General features: G+C 72.5%; 27 protein-coding genes. 21 read left to right on the forward strand and 6 right to left on the reverse strand.

What is annotated here, in order from left to right; all coding sequences use genetic code 11:
* Positions 1 to 13 precede the first annotated feature (13 nt).
* The 3 genes from ACLGIH_RS26300 (at position 14) to ACLGIH_RS26310 (ending at position 2,347) form a co-directional block, all read left to right on the forward strand.
* Complete coding sequence (locus ACLGIH_RS26300) at positions 14 to 346, forward strand: hypothetical protein (RefSeq protein ID WP_416527756.1); 333 nt, start codon at positions 14 to 16, stop codon at positions 344 to 346.
* Between the two features lie 78 nt (positions 347 to 424).
* Positions 425 to 1,531 (forward strand): amidohydrolase family protein, encoded by a 1,107-nt coding sequence (locus ACLGIH_RS26305; RefSeq protein ID WP_416527757.1) that lies wholly within the window; start codon positions 425 to 427, stop codon positions 1,529 to 1,531.
* A gap of 72 nt (positions 1,532 to 1,603) precedes the next feature.
* Positions 1,604 to 2,347 (forward strand): nucleotidyltransferase family protein, encoded by a 744-nt coding sequence (locus ACLGIH_RS26310; protein ID WP_416527758.1) that lies wholly within the window; start codon positions 1,604 to 1,606, stop codon positions 2,345 to 2,347.
* On the opposite strand, the gene ACLGIH_RS26315 is transcribed toward ACLGIH_RS26310, so the two are convergent.
* The 4 genes from ACLGIH_RS26315 to ACLGIH_RS26330 all read right to left on the reverse strand — a co-directional run bounded on the left by ACLGIH_RS26315 (position 2,299) and on the right by ACLGIH_RS26330 (position 5,982).
* Positions 2,299 to 3,342 (reverse strand): COX15/CtaA family protein, encoded by a 1,044-nt coding sequence (locus tag ACLGIH_RS26315; protein ID WP_416527759.1) that lies wholly within the window; start codon positions 3,340 to 3,342, stop codon positions 2,299 to 2,301. The genes ACLGIH_RS26310 and ACLGIH_RS26315 overlap by 49 nt on opposite strands.
* 99 nt (positions 3,343 to 3,441) lie before the next feature.
* Entirely contained in the window at positions 3,442 to 4,158 is a 717-nt protein-coding gene (locus ACLGIH_RS26320) for an ABC transporter permease (RefSeq protein WP_416529478.1), read from the reverse strand.
* Between the two features lie 56 nt (positions 4,159 to 4,214).
* The gene (locus ACLGIH_RS26325; protein WP_416527760.1) at positions 4,215 to 5,138 is read right to left on the reverse strand and encodes an ABC transporter ATP-binding protein; all 924 of its coding nucleotides are present in this window, start codon (positions 5,136 to 5,138) and stop codon (positions 4,215 to 4,217) included.
* Between the two features lie 31 nt (positions 5,139 to 5,169).
* Positions 5,170 to 5,982 (reverse strand): AAC(3) family N-acetyltransferase, encoded by an 813-nt coding sequence (locus ACLGIH_RS26330; protein WP_416527761.1) that lies wholly within the window; start codon positions 5,980 to 5,982, stop codon positions 5,170 to 5,172.
* A gap of 161 nt (positions 5,983 to 6,143) precedes the next feature.
* On the opposite strand from ACLGIH_RS26330, the gene ACLGIH_RS26335 reads away from it, so the two are divergent.
* The 12 genes from ACLGIH_RS26335 (at position 6,144) to ACLGIH_RS26390 (ending at position 15,820) form a co-directional block, all read left to right on the forward strand.
* Complete coding sequence (locus ACLGIH_RS26335) at positions 6,144 to 6,884, forward strand: helix-turn-helix transcriptional regulator (RefSeq protein ID WP_416527762.1); 741 nt, start codon at positions 6,144 to 6,146, stop codon at positions 6,882 to 6,884.
* Positions 6,881 to 8,302 (forward strand): Fe-S cluster assembly protein SufB, encoded by a 1,422-nt coding sequence (sufB, locus tag ACLGIH_RS26340; RefSeq protein WP_416527763.1) that lies wholly within the window; start codon positions 6,881 to 6,883, stop codon positions 8,300 to 8,302. The genes ACLGIH_RS26335 and sufB overlap by 4 nt, the downstream gene beginning before the upstream one ends.
* 150 nt (positions 8,303 to 8,452) lie before the next feature.
* On the forward strand, positions 8,453 to 9,589 hold the full coding sequence (gene sufD / locus ACLGIH_RS26345) for a Fe-S cluster assembly protein SufD (protein ID WP_416529479.1): 1,137 nt from the start codon (positions 8,453 to 8,455) through the stop codon (positions 9,587 to 9,589).
* The gene (locus ACLGIH_RS26350) at positions 9,586 to 9,903 is read left to right on the forward strand and encodes a non-heme iron oxygenase ferredoxin subunit (protein WP_416527764.1); all 318 of its coding nucleotides are present in this window, start codon (positions 9,586 to 9,588) and stop codon (positions 9,901 to 9,903) included. The genes sufD and ACLGIH_RS26350 overlap by 4 nt, the downstream gene beginning before the upstream one ends.
* A gap of 7 nt (positions 9,904 to 9,910) precedes the next feature.
* A complete protein-coding gene (gene sufC, locus ACLGIH_RS26355; protein WP_416527765.1) occupies positions 9,911 to 10,702 on the forward strand; it encodes a Fe-S cluster assembly ATPase SufC in 792 nt (263 codons plus the stop codon).
* Complete coding sequence (locus ACLGIH_RS26360) at positions 10,699 to 11,955, forward strand: cysteine desulfurase (RefSeq protein ID WP_416527766.1); 1,257 nt, start codon at positions 10,699 to 10,701, stop codon at positions 11,953 to 11,955. Before sufC ends, ACLGIH_RS26360 begins: the two co-directional genes overlap by 4 nt.
* A gap of 15 nt (positions 11,956 to 11,970) precedes the next feature.
* On the forward strand, positions 11,971 to 12,438 hold the full coding sequence (sufU, locus tag ACLGIH_RS26365) for a Fe-S cluster assembly sulfur transfer protein SufU (protein ID WP_416527767.1): 468 nt from the start codon (positions 11,971 to 11,973) through the stop codon (positions 12,436 to 12,438).
* Positions 12,435 to 12,767, forward strand: coding sequence for a metal-sulfur cluster assembly factor (locus tag ACLGIH_RS26370; RefSeq protein ID WP_030403776.1), 333 nt, complete (start codon positions 12,435 to 12,437; stop codon positions 12,765 to 12,767). The genes sufU and ACLGIH_RS26370 overlap by 4 nt, the downstream gene beginning before the upstream one ends.
* An 83-nt stretch (positions 12,768 to 12,850) precedes the next feature.
* Positions 12,851 to 13,171 (forward strand): DMT family transporter, encoded by a 321-nt coding sequence (locus ACLGIH_RS26375; RefSeq protein ID WP_416527768.1) that lies wholly within the window; start codon positions 12,851 to 12,853, stop codon positions 13,169 to 13,171.
* Entirely contained in the window at positions 13,171 to 13,743 is a 573-nt protein-coding gene (locus tag ACLGIH_RS26380) for a TetR/AcrR family transcriptional regulator (RefSeq protein ID WP_416527769.1), read from the forward strand. Before ACLGIH_RS26375 ends, ACLGIH_RS26380 begins: the two co-directional genes overlap by 1 nt.
* 622 nt (positions 13,744 to 14,365) lie before the next feature.
* A complete protein-coding gene (gene dapD, locus ACLGIH_RS26385) occupies positions 14,366 to 15,355 on the forward strand; it encodes a 2,3,4,5-tetrahydropyridine-2,6-dicarboxylate N-succinyltransferase (protein WP_416527770.1) in 990 nt (329 codons plus the stop codon).
* A 225-nt stretch (positions 15,356 to 15,580) separates the two neighbouring features.
* The gene (locus ACLGIH_RS26390) at positions 15,581 to 15,820 is read left to right on the forward strand and encodes a hypothetical protein (protein WP_416527771.1); all 240 of its coding nucleotides are present in this window, start codon (positions 15,581 to 15,583) and stop codon (positions 15,818 to 15,820) included.
* Between the two features lie 77 nt (positions 15,821 to 15,897).
* Here the strand turns inward: ACLGIH_RS26390 and dapA are convergent, their stop codons facing one another.
* Entirely contained in the window at positions 15,898 to 16,803 is a 906-nt protein-coding gene (dapA, locus tag ACLGIH_RS26395) for a 4-hydroxy-tetrahydrodipicolinate synthase (RefSeq protein WP_416527772.1), read from the reverse strand.
* A gap of 141 nt (positions 16,804 to 16,944) precedes the next feature.
* Here dapA and ACLGIH_RS26400 point away from each other — a divergent pair, with 141 nt between their 5' ends.
* The 3 genes from ACLGIH_RS26400 (at position 16,945) to ACLGIH_RS26410 (ending at position 18,725) form a co-directional block, all read left to right on the forward strand.
* Positions 16,945 to 17,367, forward strand: coding sequence for a phage holin family protein (locus ACLGIH_RS26400; RefSeq protein ID WP_416527773.1), 423 nt, complete (start codon positions 16,945 to 16,947; stop codon positions 17,365 to 17,367).
* Positions 17,364 to 17,867, forward strand: a complete 504-nt coding sequence (locus ACLGIH_RS26405) for a DUF3618 domain-containing protein (protein ID WP_416527774.1) — start codon at positions 17,364 to 17,366, stop codon at positions 17,865 to 17,867. Before ACLGIH_RS26400 ends, ACLGIH_RS26405 begins: the two co-directional genes overlap by 4 nt.
* A gap of 171 nt (positions 17,868 to 18,038) precedes the next feature.
* Complete coding sequence (locus tag ACLGIH_RS26410) at positions 18,039 to 18,725, forward strand: antibiotic biosynthesis monooxygenase (RefSeq protein ID WP_416527775.1); 687 nt, start codon at positions 18,039 to 18,041, stop codon at positions 18,723 to 18,725.
* A 43-nt stretch (positions 18,726 to 18,768) separates the two neighbouring features.
* On the opposite strand, the gene ACLGIH_RS26415 is transcribed toward ACLGIH_RS26410, so the two are convergent.
* Complete coding sequence (locus ACLGIH_RS26415) at positions 18,769 to 20,595, reverse strand: endonuclease/exonuclease/phosphatase family protein (RefSeq protein WP_416527776.1); 1,827 nt, start codon at positions 20,593 to 20,595, stop codon at positions 18,769 to 18,771.
* A 309-nt stretch (positions 20,596 to 20,904) separates the two neighbouring features.
* Here ACLGIH_RS26415 and ACLGIH_RS26420 point away from each other — a divergent pair, with 309 nt between their 5' ends.
* From ACLGIH_RS26420 to ACLGIH_RS26430, 3 genes are all read left to right on the forward strand, one after another.
* Positions 20,905 to 22,335 (forward strand): hypothetical protein, encoded by a 1,431-nt coding sequence (locus ACLGIH_RS26420; protein ID WP_416527777.1) that lies wholly within the window; start codon positions 20,905 to 20,907, stop codon positions 22,333 to 22,335.
* A 368-nt stretch (positions 22,336 to 22,703) separates the two neighbouring features.
* On the forward strand, positions 22,704 to 24,173 hold the full coding sequence (locus ACLGIH_RS26425) for an alkaline phosphatase PhoX (protein WP_416527778.1): 1,470 nt from the start codon (positions 22,704 to 22,706) through the stop codon (positions 24,171 to 24,173).
* Positions 24,174 to 24,676: 503 nt separating this feature from the next.
* Positions 24,677 to 26,260, forward strand: a complete 1,584-nt coding sequence (locus ACLGIH_RS26430; RefSeq protein ID WP_416527779.1) for a TROVE domain-containing protein — start codon at positions 24,677 to 24,679, stop codon at positions 26,258 to 26,260.
* Positions 26,261 to 26,270: the final 10 nt, after the last annotated feature.

Below are 26,270 nucleotides of genomic sequence, written 5' to 3' on the forward strand. Positions count from 1 at the left end.
TAGCATCCTGACCATGGCAGACACGCAGCAGGTTGACGCGAAGGCCGAGCGCGAGGTGGCCCGACTGGCCCGGCGGATCGGCTCCTTCTCCAAGGCCCACGGCGGCGCCGAGGGCCAGGTGTCCTACCTCGGCCAGCGCGGCGCCCGGATCGTGCTCGTCGGCGAGGACGGCGGCTGGGGAGACGTGGTCGCGTCCTCGTACGCGATCGCCGAGAAGGCGGTGGAGAAGTCCGGGATCACCGTCCACGAGGCGTTCGACGGCGACTTCGCGGCGAAGGTGCGCACCGGGCCGTACGAGTGGTCGCGCATGGCGGGCATCCAGGTCGGCGGCCCGAGCAACACCTGACACCCGGTTCACCCGTTAGGACCGTAGGGGGCCGTGGCGGCACGGCCCGAGGAGACGGTCCAGTCACGGGGAGCCCGGATGATCGAAACGCCGTCCCTGGTGGACCAGTACTGCCACGGCGTACTGAGAACGGAGCTGGGCCTCGGCACCTTCGAGGCCCAGCTGGCCCGCACCGAGGGCCCGCCCGCGCCGGGCACCACCCTGTTCGACACCCAGACCGGGTTCGCGGTGCGCCGCTGGTGCCCGCCGCTGCTCGGCCTGGAGCCGCACTGCCCGCCCGCCCGCTATCTCGCCCGGCGCCGTGAACTGGGCGTCATGGAGGCCGACCGCAGGCTGCTGCGCGGCAGCGGCATCACCACCTACCTGGTCGACACGGGCCTGTCCGGGGACCTGACCGGGCCCGCCGAGCTGGCCGCGGCCGCGGCCGCCGACGCCCACGAGATCGTGCGCCTGGAACTGCTCGCCGAGCAGGTCGCCGACACCTCCGGCACCGTGGAGTCCTTCCTCGCCAACCTCGCCGAGGCGGTGCACGCGGCCGCGGCGCACGCCGTCGCCTTCACCTCCGTCGCCGGTGCCCGGCACGGCCTCGCCCTCGCCCCCGAGCCGCCGGGCGCCGGTGAGGTGCGGGGCGCCGCCGGGCGCTGGCTGGCCGGGCGCGAGGTCGGCGGGGAGCTGAGCGACCCGGTGCTGCTGCGCCACCTGCTGTGGATCGCCGTCGCCTCCAACCTCCCGCTCCAGCTGCACGCCGGGCTCGGCGAGCCGGGTCTGCGCATCGACCGCACCGACCCCGTCCTGCTCACCGACTTCGTCCGGGCCACCGCCGGACTCGGCACCGACCTGGTCCTGCTGCACGGCTACCCGTACCACCGGCACGCGGCCCACCTCGCCGGCGTCTTCTCGCACGTCTACGCCGACTCGGGCGCCGCCCTGGTGCGCACCGGCGCCCGTGCGGCGACCGTCCTCGCGGAGATCCTGGAGCTGGCCCCGTTCGGCAAGATCCTGTTCTCCAGCGGCGCCCAGGGCCTGCCCGAGCTGCACGTGGTGGGGGCCCGCCTGTTCCGCGAGGCCCTCGGCCGGGTGCTCGGCACCTGGGTGGCCGAGGGGGCGTGGTCCCTGGGCGACGCGCAACGGGTGGCCGGGATGATCGCGTCGGGGAACGCGGGCAGGGTGTACGGCCTTCACTGAGCTGCGGAGCGGGCGCACGGCCGGCCTGTGCGGCGGGTGTACGGGCGGGGCCGGGGTGCGGAGACTGGGCGGATGACGCCGACCGATGCCTTGCTCGACCGCTTCCTCACGGGCCTCGCACCGCTCGCCCCCGTCGCCGTCTGGGCGCACGGTTCGCTGGCGGGCGGCGACTATCAGGAGGGCCGCAGCGACCTCGACCTGATCGCCGTCCTGAAGCGTCCGGTGACGGCGCGCACCGCGTGGCGGGTGGGCGTGCTGCACGCGGGCCTGCGCGGAGCACCGCGGGCGGACCGGCTGCACTGCACGTATCTGACCCCGGCCACCGCGGCCGGCGCCGCGCGGCGGCATCTCACCTGGGCGCACGGGCGGCTCCTCAGGCGGCCGGTCACCCCCGTGGCCCGCCGTGAACTGCACGGATTCGGGCGTGTCCTGCACGGGGCGCGGCCCGCGGGGCTGCTGCCGCCGGTGCCGGACGAGGAGCTGGCCGGCTTCGTCGTCCGCGACCAGCGCGACTTCTGGCGGCCGGCCGTGCGCCGCCCGCACCTGTGGCGGCAGGAGGTCTGGGTCGACATGGGCCTGCTGACGTTCGCCCGCGCCACCGTCACCGTGCGCGAGAACCGGCTCGTCTCCAAGCGGGAGGCGCTGGCGGAACTGCCCGGACTGGGGGCGCCCGGCGCCGTCGTCGAGGACATCCGGCGGCGCCGCTACGGCGACCCCGCCCCGCCCACCGGGGAGTGGACCGCGCGCCGGGCCGAGCTGACCAGGGCCTACCTGGGACCGGCCATCGACGCGCTGGTGGCCTCGTACGACGGCTGAGCAGCCGCCCCCGGGAGCGGCGCCCCGGACGCGACCGGCGCCTCGGGGCGCTCGCGCAGCGACAGGACCACCAGCAGCACCGCGACCCAGGTCACGGCGGAGCCGAACATGTGCAGGCCGACCAGGACCTCCGGCAGGTCCGTGAAGTACTGCACGTATCCGATGACGCCCTGCGCGAGCAGGACCAGGAACAGGTCACGGGTGCGGGCCAGCGGCCCCTTGGGCGCGTCGACGGCCTTGAGCACGAACCACAGGGCGAACGTCAGCGTCACCACGACCCACGCCAGCACGGCGTGCACCTTGCTGACCGTCTCCCAGTCCACCGGCATCCGCGGGACCTCGCTGGAGTCGCCCGCGTGCGGACCGGCGCCGGTGACCACCGTGCCGACCAGGATCAGCAGCACCGAGGCGGCGACCAGAACCCACACCAGCTGCTGCACGGACCGGCCCACCAGCGGGCGCGGTGCCGCGTCGCCCTCCCGGGCGCGCTGCCACATCACCGTGGCGACGGCGATGAGCGCCGAGGTCGCCACGAAGTGGGCCGCGACCGTGTACGGGTTGAGTCCGACGAGCACCACGATGCCGCCGAGGACGGCGTTGCTCATCACGATCCAGAACTGCGCCCAGCCCAGCCGGGTCAGCCCGCGCCGGTACGGCTTGGTCGAGCGGGCGGCGATGATCGCCCAGCCGACCGCGGCGCACAGCACGTACGTCAGCAGGCGGTTGCCGAACTCGATGGCGCCGTGCAGGCCCATCTCGCGGGTGGCGGTGAGCGAGTCGTCGGTGCACTTGGGCCACGTCGGGCAGCCCAGGCCCGAGCCGGTCAGCCGGACGGCGCCGCCGGTGACGACGATGACCACCGCCATGACGAGCGCGGTGAGGGCCGCCCGCCGGACCGTCCGGGGGTCCGGCGTCCAGCGGGCGGCGATGAAGGCTAGGGGGTTGCGCACGGCGGCTGCGGCTCCGGCGCGGGTCTGGTTCGGCACGCGCTCCATGGTAGGCGGGGGCTTGTGCACGCTTTCACGAGGGTCGTCCATCGCGGGCTCTCCCGGTTCCCACGGCTCCTACAGCTCCCACGGCTCCCAGAGCTCCCGCTACTCCCAGCGGAAGAACTTCCCGGCCGCCGCCAGTCCGGCGACCGCCCACACGGCGAGGATCCCGAGGTCGCCCCAGGGCATCCCGGCGCCGTGCTGGAGCACGTCCCGCAGCCCGTCCGACAGGGCGGAGATGGGCAGCAGGCCCAGCACCGACTGCGCCGCGTCCGGGAACTTCGCCAGCGGGACGATGACGCCGCCGCCCACGAGCAGCAGCAGGAAGACCAGGTTGGCGGCGGCCAGCGTGGCCTCAGCCCTGAGCGTGCCCGCCATCAGCAGGCCGAGGCCGGAGAAGGCCGCCGTGCCGAGGACCAGCAGGAGCAGGACGGTGAACGGGTCGCCCTGCGGGGACCAGCCCAGCGCGAAGGCGATCACCGTCAGCAGCAGGACCTGGAGCACCTCGGTGACCAGGACGGACAGCGTCTTGGCGGTCATCAGGCCCCAGCGGGGCAGCGGCGAGGAGGCCAGCCGCTTCAGCACCCCGTACCGGCGCTCGAAGCCGGTCGCGATGGCCTGCCCGGTGAACGCCGTCGACATCACGGCGAGCGCCAGGACGCCCGGGGTGAGGAAGTCCACGGCCTCGCCGGCGCCGGTGTCGACGATGTCCACCGAGCTGAAGAGGACCAGCAGCAGCGTCGGAATGATCACCGTCAGCAGCAGCTGCTCGCCGTTGCGCAGCAGCATCCGCGTCTCCAGGGCGGCCTGGGCGGCGATCATGCGGGGGAAGGGCGCGGCGCCGGGCCTCGGCGCGTGGGTCCCCGTACCGGTGGTGGTCACGAGCGCAGCTCCTTGCCGGTCAGCTCCAGGAAGACGTCTTCCAGGGTGTGCCGCTCCACCGAGATCCGGTCCGGCATCACCCCGTGCTGGGCGCACCACGACGTCACCGTCGCGAGCAGTTGCGGGTCGACCTTGCCGGCGACCCGGTAGGACCCCGGCGTCAGCTCGGCGGCCGAGCAGTCGGCGGGCAGCGCCTTGAGCAGCGAGCCGATCTCCAGCCCGGGCCGGCCGGAGAACCGCAGGGTGTTCTCCGCGCCGCCGCGGCATAGCTCCTCCGGGGAGCCCTGGGCGACCACCCGGCCCGCGTCGATGATGGCGACGTCGTCGGCGAGCTGCTCGGCCTCGTCCATGTAGTGGGTGGTGAGGATCACCGAGACCCCGTCGGTGCGCAGGTCCCGGACCAGGTCCCAGGTGGCGCGGCGGGCCTGCGGGTCGAGACCCGCGGTCGGCTCGTCCAGGAAGACCAGCTCCGGGCGGCCGACCACGGCCATGGCGAGCGCGAGCCGCTGCTGCTGGCCGCCGGAGAGCCGGCGGTACGCGGTCCGGCCGCAGGAGCCGAGCCCGAGCCGCTCGATCAGGGCGTCCACGTCCAGCGGGTGCGCGTGCAGCTTCGCCATGTGCCGGAGCATCTCGTCGGCCCGCGCGCCGGAGTACACACCGCCGGACTGGAGCATCACGCCGATCCGGGGCCGCAGCCGGTCCGGCTCGCGTACCGGGTCCAGGCCCAGGACGCGCACCGTGCCGGAGTCCGGCCGCCGGTACCCCTCGCAGGTCTCGACCGTGGTCGTCTTGCCCGCCCCGTTGGGGCCGAGGACGGCGGTGACTCCCGCCCGGGCCACCAGGTCGAGGCCGTCCACCGCGGTCTTCGTGCCGTACCGCTTCACCAGGGCCTGGACCTGGACCACGGGCTCGCTTCGCATGGGTCACGAGTCTAGGGAGGGACGCGGCCCCTCAGGCGTGGGGGTGCGCGACGCCCTCCCCGCGGGGGCGGTGCAGCGGCAGCCACCGCTCGGCGTAGGCCACCGCGTCCGCCACCGGGAACAGCCGGGCGACGGCCGCGCCGACCGTGCCGCGGACGACGGGCCGGTCCCGTTCGAAGTCGTGGCCCAGCTCGTCGAAGCGCTCGGAGCTGATCGACACCTCGGTCACCCGCTCCCAGCCGTACGGCCCGGGCCGGACCACTTCGACCAGGGGGGAGCCGATCCGGTACTCGGCCAGGTGGAAGCTCGTGCAGCTGCCGTAGCCGACGCCCAGCAGCAGCACCCGGGCGCCCAGCCGCTCCAGCCGGGCCAGCGGGCTGCGCTCCCCGAGCCGGCAGTCGGTGGCGTGACCCTCGACGATCTCCGCCGCGCCCGGGCCGACCGCCGCGAAGGAGGTCTGCGGATGTGCGCTGCGCAGCGCGCCCGGCCAGGTGCGCACGGTCTCCGGTACGACGCCGACCCCGCGGGTGGGGGTGGTCCGGGGGTCGTACGGGGGCATCGCGGTCCGGATCGTGTCCCACCACTCCTCGGGCACCGGCGGCTGCCGCCACAGCGCCGGGTCGGAGAGGTCGCCGGTCTGGGTGGGGACGACCAGGGTGCCGTCCGGGCCGAGGGCGTCCAGCAGGCCCCGGACCACCGCGACGGGCCCGCCGCACACCCAGCCGAGGGAGCGGAGGGAGGAGTGGACCAGGAGGATCTCACCCGATCGGACGCCCAGCGCGCGCAGCTCGGCGGCGAGGGTGCCGCGGGTCACAAGAGGGCCGGTCGGAGGGGGTGCGGACATGGTCAGGGAGTCTTCCGGAGCGCGTCGCGACGCGCCACCTGTTTGATCGATCAGTGATCGTTTCCCCAGGTCAGATTAGGTTTACCTAAGTGATGCACGGCACCATCGGGCCGTTCGGGCGCCGCTTGCCCGGGTCCGATGAATTACGCAACAATGGCGTTGTGAAAAACGTCGGCGAGGCACCCCACGAGGAGCTCGCGACCGGTGAGCGGTCCACCCGCAACCGCGTCGCGCGATCCATCCTGGACCACGGGCCGTCGACCGTCGCCGAACTCGCCGGGCGCCTCGGCCTCACCCAGGCCGCCGTCCGCCGGCACCTCGACGCGCTGGTCACCGACGGCGTCGTGGAGGCCCGCGACCGCCGGGTCTACGGCACGCGCACGCGCGGGCGGCCCGCGAAGGTGTTCGCGCTGACCGACTGCGGACGGGACGCCTTCGACCAGTCCTACGACAAGCTCGCCGTGGACGCCCTGCGCTGGATCGCCGAGCAGGAGGGCGGGGAGCAGGCGGTCGCCGCCTTCGCCCGGGCCCGGATCTCCGCCCAGGCGGGCGCCTACCGCAGGGCCGTCGAGGCCGCCGCCCCGGGGCAGCGGACGGAAGCGCTGGCCAAGGCCCTGAGCGCGGACGGGTACGCTGCCACTGCGCGCAGCGCGCCCCGGCCCCAGCAGGGCGAACAGCTCTGCCAGCACCACTGCCCGGTCGCCCACGTCGCCGAACAGTTCCCGCAGCTGTGCGAGGCCGAGACGGAATTTTTCGCCGAGCTGCTCGGTACGCATGTGCAGCGGCTGGCGACCATCGCCCACGGCGACGGCGTCTGCACGACGTTTATCCCGAAGACTTCCAAGACACCCACGAAGACCCACACCGCTTCTGCAAGCACGGCCGGGAGGAACCCCGCATGACTCTCCCCACGGAGACTGCCCACCCTGAGCTCGAGGGCCTGGGCAAGTACGAATACGGCTGGGCCGACTCCGACGAGGCCGGTGCGTCGGCGCGTCGCGGTCTGAACCAGGACGTCGTCCGGGACATCTCCGCGAAGAAGAGCGAGCCGGAGTGGATGACCAAGCTCCGGCTCAAGGGCCTGCGGCTCTTCGAGAAGAAGCCCATGCCGAACTGGGGCTCGGACCTGTCGGGCATCGACTTCGACAACATCAAGTACTTCGTGCGCTCCACGGAGAAGCAGGCGGAGTCCTGGGAGGACCTGCCCGAGGACATCAAGAACACCTACGACAAGCTGGGCATCCCCGAGGCCGAGAAGCAGCGCCTCGTCGCCGGTGTCGCCGCCCAGTACGAGTCGGAGGTCGTCTACCACCAGATCCGCGAGGACCTGGAGGAGCAGGGCGTCATCTTCCTGGACACCGACACCGCGCTGAAGGAGCACCCGGAGCTCTTCAAGGAGTACTTCGGCACGGTCATCCCGGCCGGTGACAACAAGTTCGCCGCGCTGAACACCGCGGTGTGGTCCGGCGGCTCCTTCATCTACGTCCCGCCGGGCGTCCACGTGGAGATCCCGCTCCAGGCCTACTTCCGGATCAACACCGAGAACATGGGCCAGTTCGAGCGGACCCTGATCATCGTCGACGAGGGCGCCTACGTGCACTACGTCGAGGGCTGCACGGCGCCGATCTACAAGTCGGACTCGCTGCACTCCGCGGTCGTCGAGATCATCGTCAAGAAGAACGCCCGCTGCCGTTACACGACCATCCAGAACTGGTCGAACAACGTCTACAACCTGGTCACCAAGCGCGCCGTGGCCTACGAGGGCGCGACCATGGAGTGGGTCGACGGCAACATCGGCTCCAAGGTGACGATGAAGTACCCGGCCGTCTACCTGATGGGCGAGCACGCCAAGGGCGAGACCCTGTCCATCGCCTTCGCCGGCGAGGGCCAGCACCAGGACGCGGGCGCCAAGATGGTCCACATGGCCCCGAACACCTCGTCCAACATCGTCTCCAAGTCGGTGGCCCGCGGCGGCGGCCGTACGTCGTACCGCGGCCTGATCGAGATCGGCGAGGGCGCCCCGGGCGCCAAGTCCAACGTGCTCTGCGACGCGCTGCTGGTCGACACGATCTCCCGCTCCGACACCTACCCCTACGTGGACGTCCGCGAGGACGACGTGTCCATGGGCCACGAGGCGACCGTCTCCAAGGTCTCCGAGGACCAGCTCTTCTACCTGATGAGCCGCGGCCTGAGCGAGGACGAGGCGATGGCGATGATCGTGCGCGGCTTCGTCGAGCCGATCGCCAAGGAACTGCCGATGGAGTACGCGCTCGAACTCAACCGGCTGATCGAGCTGCAGATGGAGGGCGCGGTCGGCTGACCGCCCGCCGTCCCTCCCATCAAGCCCCTTACGTAACGGAAAGTGAGCACTACGACAGCCATGGCTGAGGCTCAGAACTCCCCCACTTCCGGCTCCGCTCCGGCGGGGGGAACCCCGCCGGTGGGCTCCACCACCGCCGGTGCGATCGCGGTGGCCGCCGAGGCGGAGTCGACCGTAGCGACGCGCATGAGCGCGCCCCCGTCCTTCGACGTGGCCGACTTCCCGGTCCCGCACGGCCGCGAGGAGGAATGGCGGTTCACGCCGCTGGAGCGGCTGCGCGGCCTGCACGACGGCACCGCCACCGCCACCGGCGAGGGCGTCAAGGTCGCCGTCGAGGCTCCCGAGGGCGTCACGGTCGAGACCGTCGGCCGCGACGACGCCCGGGTCGGCAAGGCCGGCACCCCGGTGGACCGCGTCGCCGCCCAGGCGTACTCGGCCTTCGCGCAGGCTTCGGTCGTGACCGTCCCCAAGGAGACCGTCCTCACCGAGCCCATCCGCGTCGCGGTGCACGGCGAGGGCGGCACCGCCTACGGCCACCAGGTCATCGAGCTGGGCGCCTTCGCCGAGGCCGTCGTGGTCATCGACCACACCGGTGACGCGGTGCTCGCCGCCAACGTCGACTACGTCCTCGGCGACGGCGCCAAGCTCACCGTCGTCTCCGTCCAGGACTGGGACGACAAGGCCGTGCACGTGGGGCAGCACAACGCGCTGATCGGCCGCGACGCCTCCTTCAAGTCGGTCGTCGTCACCTTCGGCGGCGATCTGGTCCGGCTGCACCCGCGCGTGCAGTACGCCGGTCCCGGTGGCGAGGCCGAGCTGTTCGGCCTGTACTTCACCGACGCCGGCCAGCACCAGGAGCACCGCCTCCTGGTCGACCACAACGTCCCGCACTGCAAGTCGAACGTCGTCTACAAGGGCGCGCTCCAGGGCGACGACGCGCACGCGGTGTGGATCGGCGACGTGCTCATCGAGGCCAAGGCCGAGGGCACCGACACGTACGAGATGAACCGCAACCTCGTGCTGACCGACGGCGCCCGCGTCGACTCGGTCCCCAACCTGGAGATCGAGACCGGCGAAATCGTCGGCGCCGGCCACGCCAGCGCCACCGGCCGTTTCGACGACGAGCAGCTCTTCTACCTGATGGCCCGCGGCATCCCGGAGCTGGAGGCCCGCCGGCTGGTGGTCCGCGGCTTCTTCGCCGAACTGGTCCAGCAGATCGGTGTCCCGGACATCGAGGAGCGCCTGATCGCCAAGATCGAGCAGGAGCTGGAGGCGTCGGTCGCATGACCTTCGTACGTGTCTGCGGAGCGGGCGAGCTGGAGGAGGACACCCCGAAGCGGGTGGAACTCGACGGCACGCCGATCTCCGTCGTGCGGACCGAGGGCGAGATCTTCGCGATCCACGACATCTGCTCGCACGCGAACGTCTCGCTCGCCGAGGGCGAGGTCGACGACTGCCACATCGAGTGCTGGCTGCACGGCTCGCGCTTCGACCTCCGGTCCGGCAAGCCCGACGCCCTCCCGGCGACGCGCCCCGTCCCCGTATACCCCGTAAAGATCGAAGGGGACGACGTGCTCGTCTCCCTCACCCAGGAGTCCTGAGGCACCCATGGCAACGCTTGAAATCCGAGACCTGCACGTCACCGTCGAGGCCGACAACGCCACGAAGGAAATCCTCAAGGGCGTCGACCTCACCGTGAAGCAGGGCGAGACGCACGCCATCATGGGCCCCAACGGCTCGGGCAAGTCGACCCTCGCCTACTCGCTCGCGGGTCACCCCAAGTACACGATCACCAGCGGCACCGTCACCCTCGACGGCGAGGACGTCCTGGAGATGTCCGTCGACGAGCGCGCCCGCGCCGGCCTGTTCCTCGCCATGCAGTACCCGGTCGAGGTCCCCGGCGTCTCGGTCTCCAACTTCCTGCGCACCTCCGCCACCGCCATCCGCGGTGAGGCCCCCAAGCTGCGTACCTGGGTGAAGGAGGTCAAGGAGGCCATGGAGCGCCTCAACATGGACCCCGCCTTCGCCGAGCGCAACGTCAACGAGGGCTTCTCCGGCGGTGAGAAGAAGCGCCACGAGATCCTCCAGCTGGAGCTGCTCAAGCCGAAGATCGCGGTCCTCGACGAGACCGACTCCGGTCTGGACGTCGACGCCCTGCGCGTGGTGTCGGAGGGCGTCAACCGCGTCCGCGAGACCGGCGAGGTCGGCACCCTGCTGATCACGCACTACACGCGCATCCTGCGCTACATCAAGCCGGACCACGTCCACGTCTTCGCCGCGGGCCGCATCGCCGAGTCCGGCGGTCCCGAGCTGGCCGACAAGCTGGAGGCCGAGGGCTACGAGGCATACACGAAGGGCGGCCCCGTGAGCGGAGCGAACTCAGGGGAGGATGTCGCGTGACACAGCTGCCGGGCCTCCTCGACACCGAGGCGATCCGCAAGGACTTCCCGATCCTGGACCGCGAGGTCCACGACGGGCGGAAGCTCGTGTATCTGGACAACGCGGCGACCAGTCAGAAGCCGCGCCAGGTGCTGGACGCACTCAGTGAGTACTACGAGCAGCACAACGCCAACGTCCACCGTGGCGTGCACGTCCTCGCCGAGGAGGCCACGGCGCTGTACGAGGGCGCGCGCGACAAGGTCGCGGAGTTCATCAACGCGCCCTCGCGCGACGAGGTGATCTTCACCAAGAACGCCTCGGAGTCGCTCAACCTCGTGGCGAACATGCTCGGCTGGGCCGACGAGCCCTACCGGGTGGACTCCGACACCGAGATCGTCATCACGGAGATGGAGCACCACTCCAACATCGTGCCGTGGCAGCTGCTCGCGCAGCGCACCGGCGCGAAGCTCCGCTGGTTCGGTCTGACGGACGACGGCCGACTGGACCTGTCGAACATCGACGAGGTCATCACGGAGAAGACCAAGATCGTCTCCTTCGTGCTGGTCTCCAACATCCTGGGCACCCAGAACCCGGTCGAGGCGATCGTGCGCCGCGCCCAGGAGGTCGGCGCGCTGCTCTGCGTCGACGCCTCCCAGGCCGCGCCGCACATGCCGGTGGACGTGCAGGCCCTCCAGGCCGACTTCGTGGCCTTCACCGGCCACAAGATGTGCGGTCCGACCGGTATCGGCGTCCTGTGGGGCCGCCAGGAGCTGCTGGAGGACCTGCCGCCCTTCCTCGGCGGCGGCGAGATGATCGAGACCGTCTCGATGCACTCCTCGACCTACGCCCCGGCACCCCACAAGTTCGAGGCGGGCACGCCCCCGGTCGCGCAGGCGGTCGGCCTGGGTGCGGCGATCGACTACCTCCAGTCGATCGGCATGGACAAGATCCTCGCCCATGAGCACGCGCTCACCGAGTACGCGGTGAAGCGGCTGCTGGAGGTCCCGGACCTGCGCATCATCGGCCCCGCGACGGCCGAGGAGCGCGGCGCGGCGATCTCCTTCGCCCTCGGCGACATCCACCCGCACGACGTGGGCCAGGTCCTCGACGAGCTGGGCATCGCGGTCCGGGTGGGCCACCACTGCGCCCGCCCCGTCTGCCTGCGGTACGGAATTCCTGCGACCACGCGAGCGTCGTTCTATCTGTACTCCACGCCGGCGGAGATCGACGCGCTCGTCGACGGCCTGGAGCACGTACGGAACTTCTTCGGCTGAGGGGCGTGCTGAACGGTGAAACTGGATTCCATGTACCAGGAAGTCATCCTGGACCACTACAAGAACCCGCACGGGCGGGGCTTGCGGGATGGCGACGCCGAGGTGCACCACGTGAACCCGACGTGCGGCGACGAGATCACCCTTCGCGTGAAGTACGACGGCACCACGATCAGTGACGTGTCGTACGAGGGCCAGGGCTGCTCGATCAGCCAGGCCAGCGCCTCCGTGCTGAACGAGCTCCTGGTCGGCAAGGAAGTGACCGAGGCGCGGAAGATCCAGGAGACCTTCCTGGAGCTGATGCAGTCCAAGGGCAAGATCGAGCCCGACGACGCGATGGAGGACATCCTGGAGGACGCGGTCGCGTTCGCCGGGGTGTCCAAGTACCCGGCCCGGGTCAAGTGCGCCCTGCTGAGCTGGATGGCCTGGAAGGACGCGACGTCCCAGGCGCTGGACGGCGCCGACGCCGAGAAGGAGACGGCATGAGCGAGACCGTGGAGATGAAGCCGGCCTCGGAGGAGGAGCTCCGCGAGGCCCTGATGGACGTCGTCGACCCCGAGCTGGGCATCGACGTCGTCAACCTGGGCCTGATCTACGGCATCCACGTCGACGACGCGAACATCGCGACCGTCGACATGACCCTGACCTCGGCGGCCTGTCCGCTGACCGACGTCATCGAGGACCAGGCCAAGTCCGCCACGGACGGCCTGGTCAGCGAGTTGCGCATCAACTGGGTCTGGATGCCGCCGTGGGGTCCGGACAAGATCACGGACGACGGGCGCGAGCAGCTGCGGGCGCTCGGGTTCAACGTCTGAGACGACGGTTCACGGGAACGGCGGCACCGGTGGGTGCCGCCGTTCCGCTGTGTCGGGCCGCCGCTTTATGTACGCTCGTACACATGGGATACCTGCTCCTGGCCGGAGCCATCGCCGCAGAGGTCGCCGCGACCACCGCCATGAAGTACAGCCACGGCTTCAGCAGACTGATCCCGTCCCTGCTGACGGCGCTGGGCTACATCGTCTCCTTCGCGCTGCTCGCCCAGACCCTGAAGACCGTCGCGGTGGGCACGGCGTACGCCATCTGGGCCGGCGTCGGCACCGCCGCGATCGCGACCATCGGCGTGGTCTTCCTGGGAGAGGGCATGACGGCGGTGAAGGCCACGGGGATCGCCCTGATCATCATCGGCGTCGTGGTCCTCAATCTGGGCGGGGGCCACTGATGTCGCCCCGCCGCTACGACCCGGAGCGCCGCCGGCGCATCATCGACGCGGCGATCCGGGTGGTGGGCGCCAAGGGCATCGCCGGCCTCAGCCACCGCACGGTGGCCGCGGAGGCCGACGTGCCGCTGGGCTCCACGACGTACCACTTCGCGACCCTCGACGACCTGCTGGTGGCCGCGCTGCGGCAGGCGAACGAGGGCTTCGCGAAGATCGTCGCACAGCACCCGGCCCTGGCGGACCCGGAGGCCGACCTCGCCGGTGAACTCGCCCGCGTCCTGGGCGAGTGGCTGGCCGGCGACCGCGAGGGCGTGGAGCTGGAGTACGAGCTGTACCTGGCCGCCCTGCGCCGCCCCGCCCTGCGCCCCGTGGCCGCCGAGTGGTGCGAGGGCGTCACCGACCTGCTCGCCCGGCGCACGGGCCCGGTGACGGCGCGGGCGCTGGTGGCCCTGATGGACGGGATCTGCTTGCAGGTGCTGCTGACGGACAGCCCGTACGACGAGGGGTACGCGCGCGAGATGCTGGCGCGGGTGATGGGCGGCGCGCGCCCGTCGGCCGGAGCACCGGCCGACTGATCATCGAACGCCCCGGCGCGGCGCACTCGCCGGCGCGACCGGCGCCCCGCATCCGACGGCCGCGGGTGTCGCCGTCCGCCCGGGGCAGCTGCGGGCGCCGTCCGTGCGGGATGGTCGTGGGCGCTGTCCGCATGGGGCGGTCGTGGGTGCCGTCCGCATGGGGCGGTAGCGGGCGTCGTTCCCTCCGGGTGGCTGCGAGGGCCGTCCGTGCGGGATGGTCGTGGGAGCCGTCCGCATGGGGTGGTCGTGGGTGCTGTCCGCATGGGGCGGTCGTGGGTGCCGTCCGCATGGGGCGGTAGCGGGCGTCGTTCCCTCCGGGTGGCTGCGAGGGCCGTCCGTGCGGGATGGTCGTGGGCGCTGTCCGCATGGGGCGGTCGTGGGAGCCGTCCGCATGGGGCGGTCGTGGGTGCTGTCCGCATGGGGTGGTCGTGGGTGCTGTCCGCATGGGGCGGTAGCGGGCGCCGTTCCCGCCAGGCTGTCGCGGGCGCCGTCTCCGCCGGGCTGTCGCGGGCGCCGTCCCGGGAACCGCCCCCCGGGGCTGCTCCCTTCGGACCCGCCCGGCACGTGAGACGCCCCGTGGCCCGGTTCGCCCAGGACGCCTCCCGCCGGTTAGGTTGCCCTCATGACCGACACGACTGCTTCCCGCACCACCGGTGCCGTGGCCGCCGGCCTCGCCACGATCGCCGCCGACGGCACCGTCCTGGACACCTGGTTCCCCGCCCCCGAGCTCGTCGCCGAGCCCGGCCCGTCCGGCACGGAACGGCTCTCCGCCGAGCAGGCCGCGGAGCTGATCGGCGGCGGCGCGACCGCGGCGATCGGCCCGGACGCCCGCCGGGGCGTCGAGGTGGTCGCGGTCCGCACGGTCATCGCCTCCCTGGCTGAGAAGCCGATCGACGCGCACGACGTCTACCTGCGCCTGCACCTGCTCTCGCACCGCCTGGTCAAGCCGCACGGCCAGAGCCTGGACGGCATCTTCGCCCACCTCGCCAACGTCGCCTGGACCTCTCTCGGCCCGGTCGCCGTCGACGACATCGAGAAGGTCCGCCTCAACGCGCGTGCCGAGGGCCTGCACCTCCAGGTCACCTCGATCGACAAGTTCCCGCGCATGACCGACTACGTGCTGCCCAAGGGCGTCCGCATCGCCGACGCCGACCGGGTCCGCCTCGGGGCGCACCTCGGCGAGGGCACCACCGTGATGCACGAGGGCTTCGTCAACTTCAACGCCGGCACGCTGGGCACGTCGATGGTCGAGGGCCGCATCTCCGCGGGCGTCGTGGTCGGCGACGGCTCGGACATCGGCGGCGGTGCCTCGACCATGGGCACCCTGTCCGGCGGCGGCAACGTGATCATCTCCATCGGTGAGCGCTGCCTGGTCGGCGCCGAGGCGGGCGTCGGCATCGCGCTCGGCGACGAGTGCGTGGTCGAGGCCGGCCTGTACGTCACCGCCGGCACCCGCGTCACGATGCCCGACGGCCAGATCGTCAAGGCCCGCGAGCTGTCCGGCGCCTCCAACATCCTGTACCGCCGCAACTCGGTCACGGGCACGGTGGAGGCCCGCCCGAACAACGCGGTGTGGGGCGGGCTGAACGAGATCCTGCACAGCCACAACTGATCACCGGCGGCCGGGTGCGCCGGCCGCCCCGTCGATCAGCGGTTCCGGCACGGTCCGGACGCGAGCGGCCCCGTCGGCGGCGGGGCCGCTTTCGCCTTTTCGGCCGTGACCGACGGCCGGCGGGCAGATTCCCGAGGCGGACCGTGACCTCGCGGTGGTTTTGACAGATGAACAGGTGGACGCAGGGTCCGATCAGACGCCGAACCGATGAGACGAGGGCCGGGTATGGCTGGGACGACGAACGAGCGGGCGCGGGCCGTGGCGCGGTGGCTGACCGGGGCGGGGGCGGCGGCTCTCGTGTGCTGGCTCCCGGTGGGGGCCGCGCACGCCGACGAGACGAACACCGCCTCGCACAACGGGCCCCGGGTCGGCCTGGTCAACGTCAACATCGGGCAGATCGACGACCCGGCGGAGGACGTGCTGGAGCACGCGCTGCTGCTGGGTGGCAGCCACAGCTGGCAGTAGCGTCCCCCGGATCTGGCGCCCACTGATCTGGCGCCCACCCGAAGGGGCCCACCCGGATCGGGCGTCCTCCTCCCCGATCAGGCGGCCACCAGCCGCTCGTACGCCGCCCGGAGACCGGCCGTGGTCTCCGGGCCGGCCGGTCGCAGCGGGGCGCGGACCGGTCCCGCGGGCAGGCCCAGGTCGTTGAGGAGGGCCTTGGCCGTGACCGTTCCCGGCAGGCCCGACGCCATCATCGCCTCGATCAGTTCGGACGCCCGCAACTGGAGCCGGGCCGCCTCCGCGGTGCGGCCCGCCGCGAAGGCGCCCAGGATGGCGTGGACGCGGTCCGGTACGACGTTCGCCACCGTGCTCACCCAGCCCGTGCCGCCCGTCGCGTACAGCCCGAGCGCGTGTTCGTCGCAGCCCGCGTAGTACGCCAGCTCCGTGCGGGCCAGCACCCGCTGGGCGCCCAGGACGTCGTACGAGCAGTCCTTCACCGCCACGACCCTCGGGTGCTCGGCGAGCCGGACCATCGTGTCCGGCTCGATGCGGGTGCCGGTGCGGCCCGGGATGTCGTACAGCATGACCGGCAGGCCGGACGCCTCCGCGACGTCCAGGAAGTGCGCCTCCAGCGCGTCCTGCGGGGGCTTGCTGTAGTACGGCGCCACCACCAGCAGGCCGTCGGCGCCGGACTTCTCCGCCGCCAGGGCCAGTTCCACGGTGTGCCGGGTGTCGGCCGTGCCCACCCCGGCCACCAGCGACACCTTGTCGCCGACCGCTTCCCGCACCGCCGTGATCAGTGCCGCCTTCTCGGCGTCCGTCGTCGTCGGCGACTCGCCCGTCGTGCCCGAGAGGACCAGCCCGTCGCAGCCGCGCTCCACCAGACCGGCGGCCAGCCGCTGGGCGCCGTCGAGGTCCAGGGCGCCCTCCTCGGTGAACGGCGTGATCATGGCGCAGAGGGAGCGGCCGAAGGGGGCGGCGCCGGGGCGGTGGTGCGTCGTCATGGACGTAGTGTCGGCAGAGCCATCGGTGAACTTAATTCTGCTACGAGCTGTTGTTAAGCGATGCTGAGCGGTGGGTGGGCGGGGTAGCGCCGGCCGACCGGGGTACCCGGGCGTTCCGAACCCGAGAGGAGGCGGAACACCGTGACCGGGACCATGGACACCAGGCCACCCGTGCACGACGAACACCACTCCGTGGGCGAACTCGTCGGGCAGGCCACCGAACAGCTCTCGCGGCTCGTGCGTCAGGAAGTGGCCCTCGCGAAGGCGGAACTGACCGCGAAGGGGCGGCGCGCCGGGCGTGGCGGCGGGCTGCTGGGCGCAGCGGGCGCCATCGCGTACGTCGGTCTGATCGCCCTGGCCGGCACGGCCACCGCCGCACTCTCGCTGGCGCTGCCCGTCTGGGCCGCGGCACTCATCGTGACGGCGGTGCTCTTCCTGGTCGCGGGCGTGCTGGCGATGGCCGGCCGTGCGCAGTTGCGCCGTGCCGCGCCCCCCACGCCCGAGGAGACCCTCGGCAGCGTCAGGGCCGATGTGGAGGAGATCAAGGAAAGGGCGTACCGATGACGGACGCGACGAGTGGGGACAGCACGCGGTCCGGCTCCTCTGCGGAGCCGGCGGCCGCGGGCGGGGCCAAGGGCCCCGACGAGCTGCGGCGGCAGATCGAGCAGACCCGCAGCCAGCTCGGCGACACGGTCGAGGAACTGGCCGGCATGGCGGACGTCAAGGGCCGCGCCAAGGCCCGTGCCGCCGACCTCAAGGACAAGGCCGGCGCGCTGACCGTGCAGCTGAAGAGTTCCGCCGCGCACGCCGGGCACACCGTGCAGGAGCGGGCGGGCCGGGCCGGTCACGCCGTGCAGCACCGGGCCGGGCGCGCGGGACACGGCGGCCGGCACAAGGCGGGCCGGGCCGGGCACGGCACCGTCCAGCACGACGCGCCGGGACCCGTGCACAGTGCCGTCCGGGCGGGGCGCGGCAGCCCTCGGACCCTGCTCGTCGCCGGGGCGGCCGCCGGCGCCGTCGTCGCCGCCGGTGTGCTGTGGCGGCGGCGCCACGGCCACCACTGAGCCGATCCCGCCCGCGCAAGGGGCCCCGGAACGCCGGGGCCCTTCGCGGTGCCCGGGAACCGGCCGCCGGAACACGGCGCCGGAAAGGCTTTGACCGGGCTTGACCTCAACCAAAGTCGAGGTCGGAGAGTGGTGCGCGCACACGACGATCACCGACCCGTGGAGGCCGGCATGACCCGCCGTACCGACGCACACCCCGACCTCGTCCGCCCGGACGTCGAGGCGCCCTTCTTCAGCACCTGGAACGTGGGCACCCCCGAACGCCGGCGCCGGGCCGTCGAGGCGATCGCCCGCACCTGGGAGAACCGCCCGTGGCCGACAGCCGGCCTGAAGAGCTACCACGTCTACGCCGGGCACGACGGCCGGACGCTCCTGCACCACTCCCAGTGGGAGACCGAGCAGGTCTACGAGGCCTTCTTCAAGACCCACCGGCAGGAGCGCAACGACGAGATCGACACGGCCGTGCCGGACATCGAGCGGCTGTGGCTCGGCCGGTACCGGCACCACCGCAGCCACCAGCGCGCGGCCGGGGACGACCGGACCGCGGGCGTGGTCGTCACCGTGCGGATCGACTTCGCACCGGAGGCGGCCGGGCGGCGCTCCGACTGGATCGACGCCGTCCTCAAGGCACTCGCCGACGACCGGGAGAACCACTCCGGCCTGATCGCCGCCCACTTCCACCTGAGCACCGACGGCAGCCACGTCCTCAACTACGCGGAGTGGGTGGACGCCGACGCCCACGAGCGGTCGCTGGCCGCGCCGTCGACCGCATCGTGGGAGCGGGTCCGGACGTTCCCGGGCCTGACGGGCAGCACCGTCGGCCGGTACGACCACGCCCTCGGCCTGGTGCCCGACTGAACCCGCTGCTCACGGGACGCACCCGCCCCCACGGAGGCGACCGCTACGGACGGAACCGCAGCACCTGCGGGTCGTGGTCGCTGATCTGGTCGTGGAACTCCGCGTTGACGTGCACGCTGTCGTAGGAGAAGTTCCCGCCGCGGCGGATCGACGGGCTGATCAGGATCTGGTCGAGAACCTGGCTGTTGCCCTGGTAGACGTACGAATAACGTTCGCTCGGCGGCAGGGACTTGACGGCCGACCACAGCGCGCCGCCGTCCTCCAGCAGGCGGGTCGTCCCGGAGAACTCGAAGTCGTTGATGTCGCCGAGGGCGATGACGTCCGCGTTCTTCTGAACGCCGAGTATCTCCTTGACGAAGGCGTTCACGGACTTCGCCTGGAGGTGGCGCTGCGTCTCCGAACCGCGCGTCGGCGGCTGGTACTGGGAGGTCAGGGACTGGTCGCCGCCCTTGGAGGCGAAGTGGTTGGCGATCAGGAAGACCGTCCGGCCCCGGAAGACGAACTCGCCGGCCAGCGGCTTGCGGCTGTTCTCCCAGGCAGGGTCGGCGGGGTCGACACGGCCCGGAGAGGCCGTCAGCGCCGCCTTGCCGCGCACCTCCGTCACCCCGGTGGCCGTCGTCGCGTCGCCGCCCGGGCGGTCGGTGAAGGAGACCCGGTCCGGATTGAACAGGAACACCTGGCGGATGTTGCCGCCGGGCTGGCCGCCGTCGGCCTTGTCCACCGGGTCGACGCCGCGCCACTCGTAGCGCGGGCCGCCGGCCGCCACGATCGCGTCGATCAGCTCGGCCATCGTCCGGTCCGCGGCCACCGTGCCGTCGTCCTTCGCGCCGCTGTTGTCCTGGATCTCCTCCAGCGACACGATGTCGGGCGAGGCGAGGTTGTGCACGATCGCGGCGGCGTGCGCGGCGAAGGTCCCGTCGGACGGGTCGAGGTTCTCGACGTTGTACGTCGCCACCGCCAGCTCGCCGTGCCGCTGCTCGCGCGTCGTCTCCCGCTCCAGGCCGCCCTCGCGCAGGGTGCCGAGCTCGTTCGCGACCAGTGTGTAGCCGCCGTACTGGCTGAAGTCCAGCGGGCCGGCGGTGGTCCCGGCGAGGGTGTCGCCCACGTGCGCGTCGGGGAAGTCGGCCGCCCTGCCCAGCGTCTGGATCTGGATCCGGCCGGTGTTCTGGGAGTCGTAGGAGCCGTAGACGGTGCCGCCGCGGCGGTTGCGGTGCTCCCACGGCTTCACCGTCACCCACAGCTCGGTGTACGGGTCGGTGGCGCCGACCACGCGGGCGTCGGCGACCTCGACGTTCATGCCCTCCAGCGACTCGTAGTAGTCCAGGGCGTACGTGCGCGGGCGCAACGGCAGGTGGTTGACGGAGCCGTTCGCGGACTCGTCCCCGGCGGGGGCGTAGGCGCGCGGCACCGACCGGGCGCGGATCGCCGTGGCCGCCGGGACCGGGTTGCCGCTGGAGACGACCGTCGCCGTCGGGCGGGTGATCTCGGTCAGCGACTGGTTCCCGGACGAGGTGCCGCCGGGGACGTACTCCGTCACCGTGCCGGAGACGGTGACCGCGTCGCCGGTGGCGACCTTCGGCGTGGAGCCGGTGTAGACGAAGACGCCCTCGCTGGTCGCCGGGTCGGCGTCCGGGGCCGGGTCCTGGATCCAGAAGCCCCTGGAGGAGCCGTAGGTGCGCACGCCGGTGACGATTCCGGCCACGTCCGTGACCTGCTTCCCGGCGTACGGGGAGATCCGGGTGGTGCCCTGGATGTCATGGATGCGCACGGCGTCGGCGGCGTGCGCGGGGGAGGTGACGGCGATCGTGGACGCGGAACAGACGGCGGCGACGGTGAGCGCGGCGAGGCGCGCGGACGGCTTGGTCGGCAAGGGGATCCCTCCGGGGACGTGACGGAGCGCCGGGACGAGGGCGGGACGCGGATGAGACGTCCTGGTGCGTGGGGCGCGAGGGGCGGTCGTGCCGTCGGGAACCTGAGTGAACACTTGTCCCCCCGCTTTCTACGCGCGTCAATCTCCTGTGTGGCCACGCCTGTTGTCAAGGTTTCGGCCATGTACGACGGCTGACGGGGAGATGAACCGGGCGGCATGGGTGGAAACCCGTCTAGGCTGAGCGGCTGAAGCCGTACGGCGTCCGGATGGCCGTACGGCGGTCAAGGCGTGCGCGAGGAGAAACAGCCGATGTCAGACAGCTCCACCCTGCCGCCGGTGCGGCTGCACCCCGAAGCGGAGCTGGCCCGGGACGCCCTGTCCACCCCGCTGCTGTCCCGCGCCGCCCGGCTCGCCCGCTGGGCCGGGCCGGACACCCGCGTCGACGCCGGGGGCGGGCTCGTGGAGGAGCAGCTTCCCGCGGCGGCCGAGGTGCTCGGACTCACCGGCGAGGACGCCGCGGCGTACGCGAGCGAGGCCTGGCGGGTCGCGGTGGACACCGGGCTCGTCGAGATCGTGGACGAGGAGGAGGGGACCGTCACGGCCGGCGAGGACCTCGCCCTGCTCACCGGCGGCTCCCCGCAGGAGGTGCTGGGCGTGTGGCTCGCCGCCCTGGACACGGTGGTCTCCGACGCGAGCGTGCCCGACCTCGGCGGCCTGGTCGACGCGATCGCCGAGGGCGACGGCGAGCTGGACCTGTCCTCCCTCGACTGGGACCCGGAGGCCGAGGCGGAGTTCCTCGACGGAGTGCTCGGCAACCTGTACCTGCTCACCGTCGGCGAGGACGGCCCCGAGGACACCGCGGTGCCGCTGCCGGCGCTGGCCGCCTCCGTGCTCGTGCCCAGCGACATGGGCGAGCCCACCAACGACGTGCTGGAGCAGGTGTCCGACGCGATGATGCGGCTGGACGACCAGTTCCGGCTGCTGGAGCCGATCGGCCTCGTCGCCTACCAGCCGGTCGACGAGGCCCTGATGGCCGACGCCGACGAGGAGCCCGCGGCGCCCGTCGACGACACCGACGTCTCCCGCTACGGCATGGTGCGGCTGACCCCGCTCGGCCTGTACGGGCTGCGGGCCCGCCTCCAGGAGGCCGGGTTCACGGCACCCGCGGTCGGCGACCTCGTCGACAAGGACGCCGACGCGCTGCTCGACGGCACGGCCGCCTACCCGTCGGCGGCGGCCCACGCCGAGACCGAGCAGTGGCTGGCCGGCCGCGAGCCCCTCGCCGCCGCCCGGGACCTGCTGGCGGCGGCGCGCGGCTCGGACGCCGGGGCGCCGCTGCGCCGGCTGCGCTGCCAGCAGGCGCTCTCCCTGGTCGGTGCCGACGCCGAGCCCGCGCTGCGCGAAGTCCTCGACGACTCCGAACTGGGCGGGCTGGCCCGGGTCTGGCTCACCGAGCACGGCGCCCGGGACGTGCCCGCCCCGCCGGAGGCCATGATCTTCTGGCTGACCATCGACACGGTGGCCGCGCAGCTCGCCGCCGAGGGCAACTCCGAGGAACTGCGCGCCCTGGTCGAGGGCCTCGCCCGGCAGCACAGCGGCTTCTTCGACACCGCGTGGCGCGTCGACCACCCGGCCACCGCGGACGTCCTGGAGGCGATGGGCCGGCTGCACCCGGACAAGAAGATCGCCAAGGAGGCCCGCAAGGCGGCCTTCAAGGCCCGGTCCCAGCAGGGGGGTTGAGCGACCAGGGCCGCGGGCGCCGGCACGCGGCGGTTCCGTAGGCGCCGGCGCCTGGTCGGCTACGGGTGTGCGTCGGCGGGCCGCGGGCGGTATGCGTCCGCACGCGGCCCGGATCGTACGCGTGGGTGGGCGGGCGCGTGGGCGGGTGCTCGGCGAGCCGATCCGCTCGGCGAGCCGGCCCGCGGGGCGGACGGCTCAGCGGGCTCGTGGCGTGGGCGGCCGGGTGTGTCCGGGGGGCGGGCCGGATTCACGGAAGCGGGCCCGGGGGCGTCGACCGGCGTTCAACCGGTGTTCAGCGCGGGGCGGGACGGTGTCGCCGACCGAGGTCCGCCACCCTCCACGGCCCGCCCACCGTCACAGGAGAAACCATGTCGCTCACCCGCAGGGACTTCGCCGGACGAACCGCGCTCTCCGGCGCCGGTGTCGCACTGGCGGGCAGCGTCGGCGCCCTCGCCTCCGCTCCCCAGGCGCTGGCCTCCACGGACACCGAGAGCGTGGGGGAGGACCACGGGCACGGCCGCGGGCACGGCCATGATCACGGGGTCGGCTACGGGCCGCTGCTGCCCGACCCGGACGGCATCCTCGCCCTGCCCGCCGGGTTCTCGTACCGCATCCTCACCCACTGCGGCAGGACCAGGCTGGAGTCCGGCGAGTTCACCCCCGCGGAGCACGACGGCACCGCCGCCTTCGACGGTCCGCGCGGCACCACCCTCCTGGTCAACAACCACGAGATGGACGGCCCCCGCTCCGGCCACGAGCACCCCGTCCCGCTCGCCGAGGGCCTCGTCTACGACCCCGCCGCCCCCGGCGGCTGCACCGTCGTCGAGGTGCGCCCCGACGGCCACGTCGCCGAATGGGTCGGCATCGCCGGCACCGCCAACAACTGCGCGGGCGGCTCCACCCCGTGGGGCACCTGGCTGACCTGCGAGGAGAACGCCGACCGGGCCGGCGAGAACGGCATGACCAAGGACCACGGCTACGTCTTCGAGGTCGACCCCGCCGACCGCCGCGCCAACCGCGACCCGAAGCCGCTGAAGTTCTTCGGCCGCTTCGAGCACGAGGCCGTCGTCATCGACCCCGGGCGCGGCCACGCCTACCTCACCGAGGACGCCGACGAGCCCAACGGCCTGTTCTACCGCTGGACCCCGCCGCGGGGCTTCGCCTACGGCCACCGCAGGCTGCGCGCCCTCGCCGACGACGCCGGCGTCCTCCAGGCACCCCGGTGCTTCGACTCCGGCGGCCGGTACGTCGACGACCTCTCCCGGGCCACGAGGACCGGCACCGTGTACGGCGTCGACTGGATCGACGTGCCCGACCGGGACGCCCGCACGGTCGCGGTCCGCGAGCAGTTCGGCCCTGGCGAGGTCACCCGGGCCCGCAAGCTGGAGGGCATGTGGTGGGGCGACGGCGGCGCCTACATCGTCTCCTCCTACGCCCGCGAGGAGGACAGCCCCGGCCGGCCGCAGGACGGCCAGGTCTGGTTCTACGACCCCAGGCGCCGCACCCTCACCCTGAAGGTCCTCCTCGGCGCCAACCCAGACCCGGCCGAGGACGGGCACTTCGACGGCCCGGACAACATCACCGTCTCTCCGTACGGCGGCCTGGTCGTCGCCGAGGACGGGGACGGCGTCCAGCACCTGTTCGGCGCCACCGACAGCGGCCGCACCTACCCCATCGCCCGCAACGAGCTGAACATCGGCACCGAGGAGGAGCCGGAGTACAGCGAGTTCACCGGCGTCACCTTCTCGCCCGACGGCCGCACCCTGTACGCCAACATCCAGGAACCGGGCATCATGCTCGCCATCACCGGGCCGTGGAAGCGGCAGAAGCGCCGGTAGCCGCGCAGAAGCTGACGGCGAATTAATTCGCTCGCCCGTCCCGGGGCCGCCCTTTTAGAGTGATGCACGTCCAGGTGCGAAGGCAGGACCTACTTCCACTGATAATGGGGCGGTCGCGGGTTCGAGTCCCGCCACCGGCACGACGCGCCGGTGTAGCTCAGGGGTCAGAGCACCACGTCGGTTCCGCCGGCCTCGATCTCTGGACACCACAATTCCATGCACCTCCCGGTGCGCAGGCTGCGGCTCCTTCTCTGCCAAAGAATCCAGGCCGCCGCCGACTTGATCTCGGGAGGCGCAGCATTTGGTGGGTGCCCGGTGCGCAGGCAGCGGATACTTCAGGACCGGATCCTTCACAGGGGTGCGGGTTCGAATCCCGTCACCGGCCCCGGGGCCGGTGTGGCGGAAGCGGAAGACGCGTCCGGCTTTTCTCCGCCGCCGACTCCGTCCTCGGGCACCTTCCTTCTGCTGTGCCTCCCTCCGAAAGGAATTCGGGGGAATTCACCATGGCGCGTTTCAACACCAAGGCCGCGAAGGCGCAGCCCGCTTCCCGCGTGACATCGACGGGGCGGATGCTGCGCACCTACGAGGGAGGCCGGGGCCGTGAGCGGGACGAGCGCTCCGAGCTGTTCCTGCTCGCCGTCGGGAACTTCGTGACGCAGGAGACCTTCTACGAGACCGGCGCCCACCGCGACGACCGCTTCGCGCGGCTGGTGCGCGAGCTGGCGGTCGCCGACCCGTCCTGGACGGCCGGTCTGCTGGGCTGGCTGCGCGGCGAGGGCAATCTGCGCACCGCCTCGATCGTGGGCGCCGCCGAGTACGTCAAGGCCCGCCTGGACGCCGGCGCCACCGACGGTCCCGCCAACCGGCAGGTCGTCGCCTCCGTCCTGCAGCGGCCCGACGAGCCCGGCGAACTGCTGGCCCACTGGACCGCGACGTACGGACGCGCCGTGCCCAAGCCGGTCAAGCGGGGCGTCGCCGACGCCGTACGGCGGCTCTACCACGCCAAGTCGCTGCTGAAGTACGACACCGCGTCCAAGGGCTACCGCTTCGGTGACATCCTCAACCTGGTGCACGCGTCGCCGGACCCGGACAAGCCGTGGCAGGGCGAGCTGTTCCAGTACGCCCTCGACCGCCGGCACCACCCGGACACGGCGGTGCCGCCCGCGTCGAACCGCGTCCTGACCGCGCACCGCGAGCTGATGGCGCTGCCCGTCGGGGAGCGCCGGGCGGTCGTCACGGCACCCGACGGCGCCGAGCGGCTCGCGGCGGCCGGGATCACCTGGGAGATGCTGGCGGGCTGGCTCCAGGGTCCGATGGACCGGGCGGCCTGGGAGGCGGTGATCCCGTCCATGGGGACGATGGCGCTGGTGCGCAACCTGAGGAACTTCGACGAGGCCGGGGTCCGCGACGAGGTCGCGGCGCAGGTGGCGGCGAGGATCAGCGACCCGGCGCAGGTGGCGCGCTCGCGGCAGTTCCCGTTCCGGTACCTGGCCGCGTACCGGCACGCGCCGTCGCTGCGCTGGTCGTACCCGCTGGAGCAGGCGCTCGGCCACTCGCTGGCCAACGTGCCCGCGCTGCCCGGCCGGACGCTGGTCCTGGTGGACCGCTCGGGCTCGATGTTCTACTCGCGCCTGTCGGACCGCTCGGAGCTGAACCGGGCCGACGCGGCGGCGGTCTTCGGCACGGCGCTGGCGCTGCGGGCGGCGAAGGCGGACCTCGTGGAGTTCGGGACGTCGAGCAACCGGGTGCCGTTCCGCCGGGGCGAGTCGGTGCTGAGGGTCCTGGAGCGCTTCGGCGACCTGGGCGGCACCGACACCACCGAGGCGGTGCGGCGCCACTACCGGAAGCACGACCGGGTGCTGATCGTCACCGACGAGCAGTACGCGTACAGCCGCCACGGCGACCCGACCGAGCAGGTACCGGCCGACGTGCCGGTCTACACCTGGAACCTGGCCGGGTACCGAGCGGGCCACGGTCCGTCGGGTACGGCGAACCGGCACACCTTCGGCGGCCTGTCGGACGCGGCCTTCCGCATGGTTCCGCTGCTGGAGTCGGCCCGGGACGCGGACTGGCCCTGGGCGGTCTGAACGCGGCGGC

This window comes from Streptomyces hamibioticus (assembly GCF_047946815.1).
Taxonomy (GTDB): domain Bacteria; phylum Actinomycetota; class Actinomycetes; order Streptomycetales; family Streptomycetaceae; genus Streptomyces.

Coding starts and splice junctions, on each gene's coding strand:
- ACLGIH_RS26300 (WP_416527756.1), top strand. CDS start 14: ATGGCAGACACGCAGCAGGTTGACGCGAAGGCCGAGCGCGAGGTGGCC.
- ACLGIH_RS26305 (WP_416527757.1), top strand. CDS start 425: ATGATCGAAACGCCGTCCCTGGTGGACCAGTACTGCCACGGCGTACTG.
- ACLGIH_RS26310 (WP_416527758.1), top strand. CDS start 1,604: ATGACGCCGACCGATGCCTTGCTCGACCGCTTCCTCACGGGCCTCGCA.
- ACLGIH_RS26315 (WP_416527759.1), bottom strand. CDS start 3,342: ATGGAGCGCGTGCCGAACCAGACCCGCGCCGGAGCCGCAGCCGCCGTG.
- ACLGIH_RS26320 (WP_416529478.1), bottom strand. CDS start 4,158: ATGATCGCCGCCCAGGCCGCCCTGGAGACGCGGATGCTGCTGCGCAAC.
- ACLGIH_RS26325 (WP_416527760.1), bottom strand. CDS start 5,138: ATGCGAAGCGAGCCCGTGGTCCAGGTCCAGGCCCTGGTGAAGCGGTAC.
- ACLGIH_RS26330 (WP_416527761.1), bottom strand. CDS start 5,982: ATGTCCGCACCCCCTCCGACCGGCCCTCTTGTGACCCGCGGCACCCTC.
- sufB (WP_416527763.1), top strand. CDS start 6,881: ATGACTCTCCCCACGGAGACTGCCCACCCTGAGCTCGAGGGCCTGGGC.
- ACLGIH_RS26350 (WP_416527764.1), top strand. CDS start 9,586: ATGACCTTCGTACGTGTCTGCGGAGCGGGCGAGCTGGAGGAGGACACC.
- sufC (WP_416527765.1), top strand. CDS start 9,911: ATGGCAACGCTTGAAATCCGAGACCTGCACGTCACCGTCGAGGCCGAC.
- ACLGIH_RS26370 (WP_030403776.1), top strand. CDS start 12,435: ATGAGCGAGACCGTGGAGATGAAGCCGGCCTCGGAGGAGGAGCTCCGC.
- ACLGIH_RS26375 (WP_416527768.1), top strand. CDS start 12,851: ATGGGATACCTGCTCCTGGCCGGAGCCATCGCCGCAGAGGTCGCCGCG.
- ACLGIH_RS26380 (WP_416527769.1), top strand. CDS start 13,171: ATGTCGCCCCGCCGCTACGACCCGGAGCGCCGCCGGCGCATCATCGAC.
- dapD (WP_416527770.1), top strand. CDS start 14,366: ATGACCGACACGACTGCTTCCCGCACCACCGGTGCCGTGGCCGCCGGC.
- ACLGIH_RS26390 (WP_416527771.1), top strand. CDS start 15,581: ATGGCTGGGACGACGAACGAGCGGGCGCGGGCCGTGGCGCGGTGGCTG.
- dapA (WP_416527772.1), bottom strand. CDS start 16,803: ATGACGACGCACCACCGCCCCGGCGCCGCCCCCTTCGGCCGCTCCCTC.
- ACLGIH_RS26405 (WP_416527774.1), top strand. CDS start 17,364: ATGACGGACGCGACGAGTGGGGACAGCACGCGGTCCGGCTCCTCTGCG.
- ACLGIH_RS26410 (WP_416527775.1), top strand. CDS start 18,039: ATGACCCGCCGTACCGACGCACACCCCGACCTCGTCCGCCCGGACGTC.
- ACLGIH_RS26420 (WP_416527777.1), top strand. CDS start 20,905: ATGTCAGACAGCTCCACCCTGCCGCCGGTGCGGCTGCACCCCGAAGCG.
- ACLGIH_RS26425 (WP_416527778.1), top strand. CDS start 22,704: ATGTCGCTCACCCGCAGGGACTTCGCCGGACGAACCGCGCTCTCCGGC.
- ACLGIH_RS26430 (WP_416527779.1), top strand. CDS start 24,677: ATGGCGCGTTTCAACACCAAGGCCGCGAAGGCGCAGCCCGCTTCCCGC.